This is a genomic window from Pseudoalteromonas sp. JSTW (genome assembly GCF_013423925.1).
In the GTDB taxonomy this organism is placed as follows: Bacteria; Pseudomonadota; Gammaproteobacteria; order Enterobacterales; family Alteromonadaceae; genus Pseudoalteromonas; species Pseudoalteromonas lipolytica.
The window spans coordinates 479,130-492,240 of sequence record NZ_CP058972.1 but is presented as its reverse complement, the minus strand read 5'-3'; the positions used below and the strand labels follow the sequence as shown (position 1 = coordinate 492,240).

At 43.2% G+C, this 13,111-nt stretch carries 13 protein-coding genes and 1 other RNA gene; 6 read left to right on the top strand and 8 right to left on the bottom strand.

Annotation, left to right across the window (positions count from 1 at the left end; genetic code table 11):
• Positions 1-16 precede the first annotated feature (16 nt).
• Positions 17-475 carry a division/cell wall cluster transcriptional repressor MraZ gene (mraZ, locus tag GZH31_RS02395; RefSeq protein ID WP_036971213.1) on the bottom strand — a complete coding sequence of 153 codons (459 nt, stop codon included), beginning with the start codon at positions 473-475 and terminating at the stop codon, positions 17-19.
• A gap of 470 nt (positions 476-945) precedes the next feature.
• On the opposite strand from mraZ, the gene GZH31_RS02390 reads away from it, so the two are divergent.
• From GZH31_RS02390 to GZH31_RS02375, 4 genes are all read left to right on the top strand, one after another.
• Positions 946-1,284 (top strand): DUF883 domain-containing protein, encoded by a 339-nt coding sequence (locus GZH31_RS02390; RefSeq protein WP_074988822.1) that lies wholly within the window; start codon positions 946-948, stop codon positions 1,282-1,284.
• A 5-nt stretch (positions 1,285-1,289) separates the two neighbouring features.
• On the top strand, positions 1,290-1,736 hold the full coding sequence (locus GZH31_RS02385; protein WP_180311341.1) for a hypothetical protein: 447 nt from the start codon (positions 1,290-1,292) through the stop codon (positions 1,734-1,736).
• A complete protein-coding gene (locus GZH31_RS02380; RefSeq protein WP_371915648.1) occupies positions 1,733-1,993 on the top strand; it encodes a hypothetical protein in 261 nt (86 codons plus the stop codon). Before GZH31_RS02385 ends, GZH31_RS02380 begins: the two co-directional genes overlap by 4 nt.
• 92 nt (positions 1,994-2,085) lie before the next feature.
• Positions 2,086-2,661 carry an AAA family ATPase gene (locus tag GZH31_RS02375; protein ID WP_074988821.1) on the top strand — a complete coding sequence of 192 codons (576 nt, stop codon included), beginning with the start codon at positions 2,086-2,088 and terminating at the stop codon, positions 2,659-2,661.
• Positions 2,662-2,689: 28 nt separating this feature from the next.
• Here GZH31_RS02375 and GZH31_RS02370 read toward each other — a convergent pair whose 3' ends face one another.
• From GZH31_RS02370 to GZH31_RS02360, 3 genes are all read right to left on the bottom strand, one after another.
• The gene (locus GZH31_RS02370; RefSeq protein ID WP_065978171.1) at positions 2,690-3,667 is read right to left on the bottom strand and encodes a glutathione S-transferase family protein; all 978 of its coding nucleotides are present in this window, start codon (positions 3,665-3,667) and stop codon (positions 2,690-2,692) included.
• Positions 3,668-3,676: 9 nt separating this feature from the next.
• Positions 3,677-4,519 carry a pirin family protein gene (locus GZH31_RS02365; protein WP_036971229.1) on the bottom strand — a complete coding sequence of 281 codons (843 nt, stop codon included), beginning with the start codon at positions 4,517-4,519 and terminating at the stop codon, positions 3,677-3,679.
• An 82-nt stretch (positions 4,520-4,601) separates the two neighbouring features.
• Complete coding sequence (locus tag GZH31_RS02360; RefSeq protein ID WP_075594467.1) at positions 4,602-5,570, bottom strand: YihY/virulence factor BrkB family protein; 969 nt, start codon at positions 5,568-5,570, stop codon at positions 4,602-4,604.
• Positions 5,571-5,692: 122 nt separating this feature from the next.
• On the opposite strand from GZH31_RS02360, the gene GZH31_RS02355 reads away from it, so the two are divergent.
• On the top strand, positions 5,693-6,766 hold the full coding sequence (locus GZH31_RS02355) for a mechanosensitive ion channel family protein (protein ID WP_036971234.1): 1,074 nt from the start codon (positions 5,693-5,695) through the stop codon (positions 6,764-6,766).
• Positions 6,767-6,948: 182 nt separating this feature from the next.
• A complete protein-coding gene (locus tag GZH31_RS02350; protein WP_065978173.1) occupies positions 6,949-8,409 on the top strand; it encodes a Gfo/Idh/MocA family protein in 1,461 nt (486 codons plus the stop codon).
• A gap of 130 nt (positions 8,410-8,539) precedes the next feature.
• Here GZH31_RS02350 and GZH31_RS02345 read toward each other — a convergent pair whose 3' ends face one another.
• From GZH31_RS02345 to rsmI, 4 genes are all read right to left on the bottom strand, one after another.
• Complete coding sequence (locus GZH31_RS02345; RefSeq protein WP_180311340.1) at positions 8,540-11,224, bottom strand: M14 family metallopeptidase; 2,685 nt, start codon at positions 11,222-11,224, stop codon at positions 8,540-8,542.
• 171 nt (positions 11,225-11,395) lie between these two features.
• On the bottom strand, positions 11,396-11,638 hold the full coding sequence (locus GZH31_RS02340) for a YdcH family protein (protein WP_036971241.1): 243 nt from the start codon (positions 11,636-11,638) through the stop codon (positions 11,396-11,398).
• A gap of 185 nt (positions 11,639-11,823) precedes the next feature.
• Positions 11,824-12,189, bottom strand: an RNA gene (rnpB, locus tag GZH31_RS02335) — RNase P RNA component class A.
• Between the two features lie 42 nt (positions 12,190-12,231).
• Complete coding sequence (gene rsmI, locus GZH31_RS02330; RefSeq protein ID WP_036971244.1) at positions 12,232-13,089, bottom strand: 16S rRNA (cytidine(1402)-2'-O)-methyltransferase; 858 nt, start codon at positions 13,087-13,089, stop codon at positions 12,232-12,234.
• Positions 13,090-13,111: the final 22 nt, after the last annotated feature.

Here is a 13,111-nt window from a genome sequence, read left to right as displayed (position 1 = left end):
CCTTTTTTATTTGTGGTTAGAGTGAGAAATTATCGAATTCGGGATTCGCCTCAAAATCGCCTAGGCGTTCTATCTCAGTATCTTGGCGCATTTGTTCATGCCAACGATCTTCATCCCAAATCTCAAACTTATTCATCAAGCCAACCAACATGATTTTTTTTCCAAGTTCAGCATGTGCACGTAAAGACGGTGCAAGCAAAATTCGGCCATTTTTATCGAGTTGATACTCTGTAGCATTACCAAGCAACATACGTTGCATTCGGCGTGCACGTGGATTCATATTAGAAATTTTTAATAACCGCGATTCAATTTCAAGCCACTCAGCCAACGGATATAACCACAAACAAGGCTCATTAAGTGCTACGGTGCAAATAACGGTGCCCTGATCTTCAGACAAGATCGCATCTCGGTACTTAGTCGGTACCGCAAAGCGTCCTTTATCATCCAAACTCAGAGAGCTCGCACCCCGAAACATAGCTTGCCTTAAAATTAGGTTGTAAATCGTTAACGATTATTACTGATCCAATTTGATCCACTAAAAACCACTTTTTACCACAGTGCTCCAGTTTAGGGCTTGACAAGCTATTTTGTCAAGTAAGCAGATCATCATAACTTGCTTGTAAAGCCAGAAAAAATAAGGCTTCAAGCAAAGCTACTGAATTACGTGGGAAAAAGTGGGAAACAAAGAAAAAAATCTTTTTTGCGGTTTTCTTGGCAAGCTATTGGGTAAAAATGGCTAATGAATGACCAATGAATAATTACAAATTAGTAGAATAAAATCGAATTCGGTAATTTTTACGCAATAACCCTGCAATAGTTACGGGTAATACCGACTTACATGAGCCATTAATTACATAACAATCTGATATTAAATAATATTATTTGTTGGTACGAAGGTTGCGACAGTGTACTTACCAATTTAATGGCAATTTTTAAGGAATGATTATGACTACCGCAACAAACAAATCGAATTCAAGCACCACAAGCAGTGCAGATACGAAAGCGGCTCAAGTAGAGGCGCCATTTACTGAAAAAGCAACCGAAGCAGCGCATCATGCCGTTGATGCTCTATCATCACGTGCAGCAAGCGCTGAACACAGTGTTCGAGAGGGAGCTACTAATTCGGCAAAAACATTGTCTGAAAAACAAGCGGTTGCGCGTGAAAAAATAAATGAATACAGCGGCAAAACACGTCAACTAGCATCTGAAAACCCATTAGCGACAGCGGGTATTGCATTTGCAGCAGGTATGCTAGTGAGCGCACTAATCCGTCGTAATAAGTAACGATTATGCCGCACTCTCACCCTACTGATGAGAAAACGCAAGAAACCACTGATCAGCATCTCCATGCTGATCAGTGGCAAGATCATCTTGCCAAACTCACTGACTACACTAAACAGCTTTACGTTGATTACCGTCAACAAATGGGGATCTGCAAAGATTTAGCTGCTGCTGAATGGCGTTTGTCAATGCGTTCACTGGCACTCACCATAATATTGATCGTCTGTTTTGCTGGGGGATTGGTGTTACTTTGGGCTGGACTATTAGCATCCATCGGTCTTGCTATATTTAGTCTAAGTGAATCAATTTGGCTGTCAGCGGTGTCGCTGTTTACCATGCAAATACTTTGCTTAATTTGGCTGTGGAAAAATATTGGTTATATCAGCAGCAAAATTGGCTTTGATAAAACCATAACAAGTATTCGACAGTTACTAAACCTCAATAAGGAAAAATGATGTTTATTGATTACTTCATAAAAAAACCGCAGAAAAAGGTTAATAACTTAAGCCAGCAAATGGATTTACTCGATGAATTGAAACGCCAACATCACCAAGCATTTAATTATCGCTTAAAGCGATTCGCCGTTACTAAAGTCGGGCTTGCGAGTGCCTTTTCGGCGGGTGTAGGTTATGGGGCTTTAAAAAATGATGATCATCAGCATGGAAAGCTTAAACAACTCAGTCAATTTAGCTGGCTGTTACGACTGTTGTGATCTTTATCACAAAAAATACGCTTTTTACTTCTCATTTGTTAGTCTTTTCTTTACCGTGTTAATAAGTTTTGCGTGTTAACAGGATAACCTAATTGAAAAAACGGATTGTATTAACCGGTGGCCCCGGTGGCGGTAAAACAACAGCAATCGACTTATTACGACGCGAGTTCTCGAAACAAATTGTGGTAGTGCCTGAATCGGCAACCATGTTATTTGGCGGCGGAATAGAACGGGGTAATGCTCCTCACCTTGTAAAAGCCCACCAGCAAGCTATCTTCAGCTTACAGAAACACCTTGAACATATTCAACGTACTATGCACCCTGATCGTTTAATGCTGTGCGATCGTGGTAGCTTAGATGGTCTCGCATATTGGCCAGGTGATCAGGCGGAGTTTTTTCAATGCTTAGGGACCGATCTTCACACTGAACTTAATCAATATGATGCTGTGATTTTTTTTGAAACCGCGGCCAAGTCAGGGCAAAGTATCCACAGTAACAACCCTGTTCGTAACGAGTCTGACCAGCAAGCAATTTTGCTAGATGATAAATTACAAGCAGTATGGTCACAGCACCCGCATTTTAATCTCGTAAAAAGCGCTGAGTCGTTTATTCAAAAAGTCATGTTTGGTATCGACACTATTCGCGACGTAATGAAAGGGTATCAGTAGCAGCTCACATGAGCTGCTACTCTGAGTACTATAATTGGTCACGATTGTGCGCTCGGCCATAGTCTATATCGGGTCCTTTTGGCACCACTTGCGTCGGATTTATCATCGTATGGCTGAAGTAATAGTGACGTTTTATGTGGTAAAAATCGACCGTCTCACTCACCTTTTCAATTTGGTATAACTCGCGTAAATAATGACTAATTGCAGGGTAACTTTCGATGGTGCGTAAATTACATTTAAAATGACCCACATAAACACTGTCAAAGCGAATTAAGGTCGTGAATAAACGCCAATCAGCCTCTGTGAGTGTGTCGCCCACTAAGTAGCGATTATGAGTCAAACGCTGTTCTATTTTATCAAGAGCGGCAAACAAATCATCAAACGCTTCGGTGTACGCTTCTTGCGTTGTTGCAAAGCCTGCACGGTACACACCGTTATTGATATTGTGATAAACAAACTCGTTTATTTCATCAATTTCAGTACGTAGCGCTGCAGGGTAAAAATCGCGTTCATTGTTAGTAAGTTCATTGAATGCACTATTAAACATCCGAATAATCTCTGCAGACTCATTACTGACAATGCGCTGGGTCTGTTTATCCCAAAGTACAGGTACCGTCACTCTGCCAGAATAATCAGCTTTGTTACGTGTATAAATTTGATGCATATAGTCGCTATCAAATAAAGCATCACCTGTGCTGTGATTATCTTTATCGAATGTCCACCCATGCTCTAGCATGTCAGGACTCACAACCGAGACACTAATGTAGTCTTCAAGGCCTTTTAAATGGCGAAAAATCAGCGTGCGATGAGCCCATGGGCACGCTAATGAAACATACAAGTGATACCGACCTTTCTCAGCCTTGAATCCCCCATCGCCACTTGCCCCTTTGCTACCATCAGCCGTTACCCAGTTACGCAACTGCGCTGATTCACGCTTAAATTCACCTTGGTTGTTGTCTGTGTCGTACCATTTATCTTGCCATTGGCCGTTTACAAGTAATCCCACGATAACCTCCTAGAGTGTGCCAAATTTACCTTGTTGATAATCTCGTACAGCCTGATGTAACTCTGCTTGCGTCGTCATAACAAAAGGTCCCATATGAGCAATCGGCTGCTTTAGTGGTTCGCCCGCAAGCACCAAGACACCCGCCCCCGTTTGCGAATTAAATTCAATGTCACTGCCAGGCTCTAAAATTAACAAGCTCCCCGCTTTAACAGGCCCTCCCTGTTCAGTATTAATTTCTCCCGTGTGTATATACAACATCACTTTAGTTTGCTTAAGAGGCGCGTGTTTAAATTCAGTGCCGGCAGGCAAAGTCACATCAGCTAACATGCCATTAGCGGCTAAATCTTGTAAGCTTGAAACCTGCTCTTCACTGGCAAACTGCCAACTACCTGCAAGCGCTTTTAACTCAACCCCTTGATCATTACGAGTCACCGGTGCGGGGGCTTCTGTTGTATCTTGGTAACGCGGTGCTCTGAGCTTTTCTGCACTTGGCATATTTAACCAGATTTGGAATCCATGCATGCCTTCTTTTGCATCTGCTAACGGCATTTCACTGTGGATCACACCAAAGCCAGTACTCATCCATTGCACATCACCTGCACGAATCGCTTTTTTGTTACCCATTTGATCTTGGTGCTCAAACCCTCCTTTAATAATATAAGTGAAGGTTTCAATGCCACGATGAGGGTGTGCAGGAAAGCCCCCCATAAAATCACTGTGATCGTCAGACTTAAGCTCATCGATCATTAAAAATGGATCTAAGTATTTTCCATCAAAGCCTGGGATACGGCTAATATTGACACCATCACCATCTTGAGTGGCATGGCTATTTAATTGTTGAATCACTTTCATAACGTTACTCCCGTAAATTATATGAAATGATTGTAGACGCCAATTTAACTAACAACCATGCGTAAAATTAGCGCCAATCGTTCTATTCAGAAGAATGTTTAGTCTGCTGTGTCATCAATGTATCTGCTACGGTTGCTCCGCGCTCTCCGACTTCTTTTTCGGGGCCGACAGTACTATCAATGACCGTTTGCTGTTCAGCACTGGCATTAATTGCCGCCCCAAAAATAATGATATAAGCACTGATATAAAGCCACATCAGCATAATAACCACGCCCCCTAAAGAGCCATAGGTTTCGTTATAACGTGCAAATTGCGAGACATAAAATGAAAAACCAACCGATGCCCCGATCCATAATACAGTCGCGAGCATTGAACCCGGTGTGATCCAACGCCACTTAGCGGGGTTTCGATGAGGTGCGTAGCGGTATAAAAATGCCAATGCACCGTTAAAAATGATTGCCAGCAGCGGCCAAGTTATCAGCGTGATCATTAAATCTATTAGCTCTGTTAGGCCAACCAGGTTAAGCACAATAGGTAAAATACCAATAATTAATAACGCCACGAGAGCGACGATTATAGCACCCAACGAAAATAAAAAACGGACCAGTAACGCCACAAAAAATTGCCGTTTGTTATGCTGATGGTATGTAATATTACAGGCCGTGATCAGCGCTTGGCAGCCCTTACTGCTACTCCAGACTGTTAACAATAAAGTGCCTATAGCACTCATACTCAAGACTTTTTGCGATTGCTGCGTCACTTCACTCACTTGCAGTAAAATAATATCGCGACTACTGGCAGGTAAAATTGCAATCACTTTAGATAACTGCTCATGAATGTCCGTTGGTGAAGCAAAATAGGCATAAATAGACACAATGGCAGCCAGTGCAGGAAAGATTGCTAGCAGTGCATAAAATGCGACACCTGCCGCAACAAACGATAAATTATCTTGTGATAAATTATGATATACCCGTTTGCTTATATCCCACCAACCCCGTAATGGAATTTCCAGCGGCGAGCGAGCCTGAAAACCGCGATTGCCATGAGACATATTCTTCCTCACTTTCTACTTAGCTTAAGGTGTCGTTGCAAACTACTTGCCACTAATAATGGCGTCTAACTTGCATTGAGCTACGCTTATAACTGCCCGGCTATAATCCATGGAGTGGTGCAATGAATTTTTATTTATATCTTACTAATCAAGTAACTAATTTAATCACACCCATACTATCAACCACGACGTCGACGCCAATTGAAAGCCTTACGTGGTACGATTTAAACTCACAAGTTACGCAGTTTTTACACACTGCTTGGCAAATGTTACCGGCTCTCACACTCGGTATTGTCGCCATTATTATTTGCTACTTACTGGCTCGCCCTTTGTCATATGTACTGATTAAACCACTGGGTTTTGTGAGTGAAAGTAAGCTTTTACATGTCGTTACACGGCGCTTTTTTAGCATCGTTATTATTTTGTTTGGGGTGTACTTATTTTTACGTCTTGCAGGGCTAACCAGTTTTGCCGTCGCTATCATGAGTGGTACAGGATTGGTGGGCTTGATCCTTGGCTTCGCATTTCGTGATATCGCCGAAAATTTTATCTCGAGTATGCTACTCAGCGTACAGCGACCGTTTCGGATTGACGATGTAATAGAAGTAGATGGCCGCTTAGGGGTAGTAAAAAAAGTCACAGCTCGCGCCACTACTTTGGTGGATTTTGATGGTAATCATATTCAAATACCGAATGCTACCGTCTATAAAAATGTCATTAAAAACCTTACTGCGAACCCCAAAATGCGCGGCCATTTTACAGTAGGCATTGGCTACGATAATGACATTCGCTATGCTCAGCAATTAGCCATGCAAGTCGTAAGTCAAAACCCTGCTGTTATTAATGATCCCCCCAGTCAGGTTCTGATTGAATCGCTTGGATCTGCCACACTTAATTTAACCATTTATTTTTGGGTAAACAGCAGTGAACATAGCACGGTTAAAGTGGCATCTCAGCTAATGCGAATGTTAGTAAACACCTATTTAGCAGAAAAAATTAGTATGCCAGATGATGCTCGCGAACGAATTATTTTAAATACCGATGCCGAGCACACCAGTCATCACACCACTTCGCCCCCACAAACATCAAACACTCTCGACGACCATAGCTTGGATGATATAAGTAGTGATGCAGATGATATTCGTGAACAAGCCGATCAGTCTCGCGATCCTGAGCAAGGCAGTAATATTATTTAATACTTATCCTGTAAATTAAATACATCTATTACACCAAGATTGAACTGTGTTAGTTGTATATATTATTGCGGACATGCTGCAATTTTGATTACCTGTTAACTTTTGTAATTGTCTTTCAATTAAGATAAAAAGAAACAACTGAAACCCACTATTAAAATAATCTCAGTGATTTAGGTATCGTTATGACAATAGATAGACGACGTTTTTTAAAATCTGCCGCAGCTATTACCGCCGCGACAGTCGTGACTGGCTGTGCGAAAAGCCAACAAGGTGATAATCAAAGCACACCACTTGCGTCACAAGGTAAAAGCGTAATGGGCTTAGCTGTGCCTGCGATGGATGTGGTACGTGTTGGTTTTATTGGCGTTGGTCAACGTGGTAGCGGCCATGTAAAACACCTTTGCCACATTGAAGGTGTTGAAATTAAAGCTATCTGTGACACAGATCAGCTAATGCTCGAGAAATCAATTAACTATGTTGTTGAAAAAGGCTTACCTAAACCAACTGCTTACACGGGGTCTGATAAAGCCTATTTAGACATGCTGGCTCGCAATGACATCGACATCGTGATCATTTCAACACCTTGGCGTTGGCACACACCAATGAGTGTTGAAACCATGGAAAGTGGTAAACATGCCTTTGTTGAAGTACCCGCAGCAACCACTATGGAAGAGTGCTGGCAACTAGTAAACACCGCTGAGCGCACTCAAAAGAACTGCATGATGATGGAAAACGTTAACTACGGCCGTGACGAGTTAATGGTTCTAAACATGGTTCGTAAAGGCGTATTTGGCGAGTTACTGCATGGTGAAGCCGCTTATATTCATGACCTGCGTTGGCAAATGAAAGAAATTGACCGCAGTACCGGCTCGTGGCGTACTTACTGGCATACAAAAGTAAACGGTAACTTATACCCCACTCATGGCTTAGGCCCCGTTTCTCAATATATGAACATCAACCGGGGTGATCGCTTTGATTTCGTAACATCAGTCAGCTCACCTGCACTTGGCCGTGCAGCCTACGCAGAACGTGAATTTCCTGTAGGCCACGAACGTCGTTCACTGAAATTTACTGCTGGCGACATGAACACCAGCATTATTAAAACAGTGAAAGGCCGAAGCATTATGGTTCAGCACGACACCACAAGCCCACGCCCGTACAGCCGCCATAACCTAATTCAAGGTACTAATGGGACATTTGCAGGTTTTCCTAATCGCATTGCCCTAGAAGATGTACCACCAGCCATTGCAAAAATCTACCAGCAGCAATATGAAGCTGAAGTAGCAGCATGGGAAAGTGCGGGCTCACAAGGCCGTAAACCACATATGCAAAATTTCCATCGCTGGGATCACGATATGGAAAAATGGCGTGCAGAGTTTGATCATCCATTATGGCAACGTATGGGTGAAGAAGCCGTTCGCAACGGTGGTCACGGCGGCATGGATTTCATAATGTTATGGCGCATGATTTACTGCTTGCGTAACAATGAACCACTGGACCAAGATGTTTACGATGCTGCAGCCTGGTCATCTATCTTCCCACAAAGTATGGCATCGGTTGCAGACAGAAGTAACAGCAAAACGATACCAGACTTTACCCGTGGCGCTTGGCAAACAGGTAAGCCACTCGGGATTGTGTCTTAACACTTCCTCTCCATGGAACACTAAAAAGCCCGCCCTTTGCCCTGCGGGCTTTTTTATTTTAGATGTTTAGAGAAGCTTTAAACACGAAAAAGCCCGCAACTTGGCAGGGCATTTCGATTTGTTCTAAACCTTACTGAGCATGAGCTGCAGCACGGAAAATCGTGTTAGTGAGCAATACATTCATGCCTTCAAGGTAGGCGCGATACGTCGGTGATTGTGTAAAGCCTATCACCATGCCTTTACCTAGTGGTTGATGAACAAGGAGCGGCTTGTAAGCTAGCTGAGCTTTGTTTTGCTGCCACAAATAACCACTCGCCAGTACATCGTCTTTACCTATGAACCACGCCAAGTTTTTGCCTGAGTTAAGTTTAATTGGCGTGTAAATATCATTACCGTAAGCCACCGCCACTAAATTTTTATCGACGCCTGCGGTTAACCAATGCTCTTGGTCTACTTCAACATTAGCAAGTACACCGGCTACATAGTCTGGCGAGGTGTGTGGTTCGATGCTCGCTGCTTTTAAATCATCACGAGAAGCGAATAACTGCCCTGCCACTTTACTGCTTTTATCATCGCTGCTGTCGGCTTTTTCTTCTCGGTAGGCTTGCTCGCGCTTAACATCTAATAAGCCGTAATCAGCATGGGTGGTAAAGCGGTTTGCATTACCGAGTGCAATCAACACGCCACCAGCTTCAACCCAGCTTTTTAAATTAGCCGCGCCCGATTTACCTAATGATTGCTCGTAATTACCTTCCGGTAAAATCAACACTTGGTAATCACTTAAATCAGCCCATGCAAGCATTGGTGTACGAATAGCCGTTACCGGATAGCCGAGCTGTCTTTCTATAACAAAACGGGTGTTACCAGCGCTTAGCTCACTGGTAGGTACATCCCATGCAATCGCCACTTTTGGCGCCACCATTGGCACTGTTTTATTACTACCAAAACTGGGGCCATCAATCACCCAGCTTGAATCAACACCATCGACTATGGCACCTGTTTGCTCTGCAATTTGACTAATTTTAGTCAGTAAGTCTTTATCGTTTAAGCGCTTTTCAATCACTAAACTGCCCGCTGGGTAGTTAGTTTTATCACCTAATATAAATGCTTGGTCAGCACTTTTAAGCTTAACGCCTGCTTGCAGCGCTGCGGTTAAAAAGCGTGCAGCGGCCGTGTCGCCCCAAGCAACAATATAAGCCACTGAGGCTTCTGGGTTATTCACTTTACCAATCAGTGTGTCGTTAGCCTGAACCGCTTTACTGTCAGCGCTCACAGCCTTACTACAGCTATCGCTATCAACATTAAACATCATTGGCAGCGACCAGCCTGTGACATCATAAATTTCGTCGCCTAGGTTACGAGCACGGCGTCTTTCTTGTTCTTTTACAAAGGCTTCAGCCATATCAACTTGGTCTGTAAATGTGGTACGAACAAATACACCACGCGGCTGCGCTGTATCAATAAAGTAGCTACCCGCTTTGTATTTAACACCGCATGCTTTGAAATCTTCATTTGCTTGTTGAACTTCTACGCCGTGTTCAGCCATTAACGTAGCAAGTTTATGCGTTCCTTCACGGTTACTTTGGTTCGGTAAAATATACACACGTTCTTTACTCTTCTTACCTGAATCAATTGCATCAACTTGATATTGGTAAAAGTCATTAAGTAGCTTCTCACGTTGATTAGCTGCACCTTCGGCGGTAGAAATTGATGCCACAAACTGACGCTTCACTGTATTAAAATAAGTAAGAAGTTCACCGGTGTTTTTTTCAAAAACATGGCCGCGAGCAGAGCCTACTTCGTAGGTTGATGCTGACGCACCATAAAATACAGGCCAACTATCACCGTACCCAGGATAAAAAGCATCAAAAATTTCGCGGGTAAAATAATCAAAGCCAAACTCATCAAAATATTTAGCATGATTTTGGCCAATGGCATCCATATTGGCTATTTGCGTTTTTGTCATATGGGGATTGAATGGCTGAGCAGCCGGCGCAAAATAATATGATTGATCGCCGCCCATTTCATGAATATCAACCACCACTTGAGGTTTATATTTATTAATTGCAGCTACTCTCCCCTTTGTTTCAGGCTGAGTAAGTGCTAACCAATCACGATTCATATCGAACAGATAATGATTAACTCGACCTCGAGGCCAAGGCTCATTATGCTCTGCACTTAAACGGTCTGCGCTGTGCTCTAATCCGACAGTGGTATAATAGCGAGAAACAAAGCGCTCACGGCCATCAGGGTTTTGTAGGGGATCAATAAATACAACGGTATTCTCTAATATTTTACTGTTAATGGTATCGTTCGGTGCCGCTAATAAATGGTAAGCGGTGAACAGTGCCGCATCGGTCGAGCTAATTTCATTACCGTGTACTGCATACTGCAGCCACACTGAAGTGGGTAAGTTTTTGATGAGTGACTTTGCATCTTTCGCAGATGTACTTCGCGGGTCTGCCAGCGCTTGCGTGTTGTTTGCAAGGGTTTCTAATGAGCGAATATGCTCAGCGGTGCCAACAACCGCATAAACAAGCTCACGACCTTCCCAGCTGTTTGCATACTTAAAAACTTTAATACGCTCAGGAGCGGCTTGCTCAAGGGCTGTTAAATAACGACGCATATCGTTGTAATTAGTAATGCGCTCACCTACATCATAACCAAGAACCTGCTTAAATGTAGGTATATCCGTGTTGTAAACCGTGCCTGGCCACATAGTCTCTGTATTGTTGATACTTGCTGCGGCACTCAGGCTGACAGACATAGCCATAATACACAGTGAGACGGCTTTGATTGCTCCCTTCGCAAACATATAAATTCCACCCATTTAAAAAATCTGAATAAACAGTTACTAACATATAAAACTATTGAAAATAAGGGAATTAAAAGCGTTAGAAAGGTATAAATTAGGGTTAACTGGGAAATAACACCCCTTGTCAGCGAGAGTCATAAGAGCAAGGGGCATTAGGTGTCATTTTCTGTTTTATGCTTTCGCTTTTAAGAAATCATAAAGTTCGTCTTTCAGCGCAGCTCTTTGGTGTTTCTTTTCATGCATTTCACTGTCATCAATCGGAGAACTATTAAGCTCAAGCTCTCTAATTTCTTTATCCATGTCATCGTATCGTTGCATGGTATTTTTAAAATGGGCATCGCTTTTGGCAAGGTTGTGGATTAATTCATTAAACTCTGGGAATTCATTCAATAACGAGTGTTTTTCGCCTAGCATGGGCAGCTCCTTTGGCTAGAATTAAAGTTCAAATTCACTGTATCATTCTGTGAAACAGAGTCAACGTAGCAACCTTGTTCAAGATCAATAATGATGGCGATTAGGGAATGATTATACTTGGTTAAAAATTGCTTGTGATTTAGAAAGCAAAAAGCCCACAGTTTTCACTGTGGGCTTTCATTAATTTGGTGAGTCAGCCAGTAAGCCGGGTTCTGTCGTGGATAATCATTCGTCTAGGCCATAAATCGCTCTATGGCTCAAGCAACCTACCCGGTTCTCACGTGGGCCACGCGTTCATTATTTAAAATGATAGAACCCTATTTGGTCTTGCTCCGGGTGGAGTTTACCTTGCAACCAACTGTTACCAGTGGCCCGGTGCGCTCTTACCGCACCCTTTCACCCTTACCAACCGAAGTTGGCGGTCTCCTCTCTGCTGCACTTGTCGTAGGCTCGCGCCCCCCAGCCGTTAGCTGGCACCCTGCCCTGTGGAGCCCGGACTTTCCTCCCCCTGCGCATTTTCGTTGCAGGCAGCGATTATCTCGGCTGACTCGGCGCGCAGTATACCTGAGCATGCAGCCGAGTGCAGTAAAGAATTAGTCTTTTTCGTCAATAATTGCTTTATAAAGCGCGTTTTTCTTTAAACCGAAATACTCTGCAACCACGCCACAGGCTTTTTTAAGTGGCATTTCGGCTTCGAGTAAGCCAAGCATACGGCGGGCATCTTCTGGGATATCATCGCTTTGCTTCGCTTTACCCGGCAGCATTAATACTATTTCGCCGCGCTGCTTTGTTGGATCATTCGTTAAAAACTGCTTTAGCTCAGCAACGCTGCCATTGAAAAAAGTTTCGAATGTTTTGGTCAATTCTTTGGCAAATACCACCGGTTGGTCTGAGCCTAATGCGGCTTCTAAATCATCAAGGCTTGCCATGATGCGGTGGGTACTTTCGTACATAATGCTCGTGATACCTGAATTAACAGCCTCAATAAAAAAAGTTTGTCTGGCTTTACTTTTCGCGGGTGTAAAACCGATAAACTGAAAACGGTCGGTCGGCAAACCTGAACAACACACTGCCGTAATGGCTGCACATGCACCAGGTACAGGTGTAACATGTGCACCTTGCTCACGACACAAGTTTACCACGGCATAACCCGGGTCACTGATCAGTGGCGTGCCTGCATCTGAAACCAACGCGATATTCATTCCTTGCTCTAGCCAATCGACGATTTGCTGGGCTTTTTGTTTTTCATTGTGATCATGCAAAGCAAAGGTTTTTGCTTTGATATTAAAGTGGCTTAGCAACTTTCCTGTGTGACGAGTATCTTCAGCGGCTATTAAGTCAACCTCAGATAGGGTTTGTATGGCACGCTGGCTGATGTCATCAAAGTTGCCAATTGGTGTGGCTACAATGTAAAGAGTGCCGATTTTATCTGAATTCTCCTCATTTAACATTGAGGTCTCCTGCGTCAGTCAG

What these genes read in the sequence shown, in the direction of transcription:
- mraZ (WP_036971213.1), bottom strand. Translation starts at nt 475, where the DNA reads ATGTTTCGGGGTGCGAGCTCTCTGAGTTTGGATGATAAAGGACGCTTT.
- GZH31_RS02390 (WP_074988822.1), top strand. Translation starts at nt 946, where the DNA reads ATGACTACCGCAACAAACAAATCGAATTCAAGCACCACAAGCAGTGCA.
- GZH31_RS02385 (WP_180311341.1), top strand. Translation starts at nt 1,290, where the DNA reads ATGCCGCACTCTCACCCTACTGATGAGAAAACGCAAGAAACCACTGAT.
- GZH31_RS02380 (WP_371915648.1), top strand. Translation starts at nt 1,733, where the DNA reads ATGATGTTTATTGATTACTTCATAAAAAAACCGCAGAAAAAGGTTAAT.
- GZH31_RS02365 (WP_036971229.1), bottom strand. Translation starts at nt 4,519, where the DNA reads ATGAAAGTGATTCAACAATTAAATAGCCATGCCACTCAAGATGGTGAT.
- GZH31_RS02360 (WP_075594467.1), bottom strand. Translation starts at nt 5,570, where the DNA reads ATGTCTCATGGCAATCGCGGTTTTCAGGCTCGCTCGCCGCTGGAAATT.
- GZH31_RS02355 (WP_036971234.1), top strand. Translation starts at nt 5,693, where the DNA reads ATGAATTTTTATTTATATCTTACTAATCAAGTAACTAATTTAATCACA.
- GZH31_RS02350 (WP_065978173.1), top strand. Translation starts at nt 6,949, where the DNA reads ATGACAATAGATAGACGACGTTTTTTAAAATCTGCCGCAGCTATTACC.
- GZH31_RS02345 (WP_180311340.1), bottom strand. Translation starts at nt 11,224, where the DNA reads ATGTTTGCGAAGGGAGCAATCAAAGCCGTCTCACTGTGTATTATGGCT.
- GZH31_RS02340 (WP_036971241.1), bottom strand. Translation starts at nt 11,638, where the DNA reads ATGCTAGGCGAAAAACACTCGTTATTGAATGAATTCCCAGAGTTTAAT.
- rsmI (WP_036971244.1), bottom strand. Translation starts at nt 13,089, where the DNA reads ATGTTAAATGAGGAGAATTCAGATAAAATCGGCACTCTTTACATTGTA.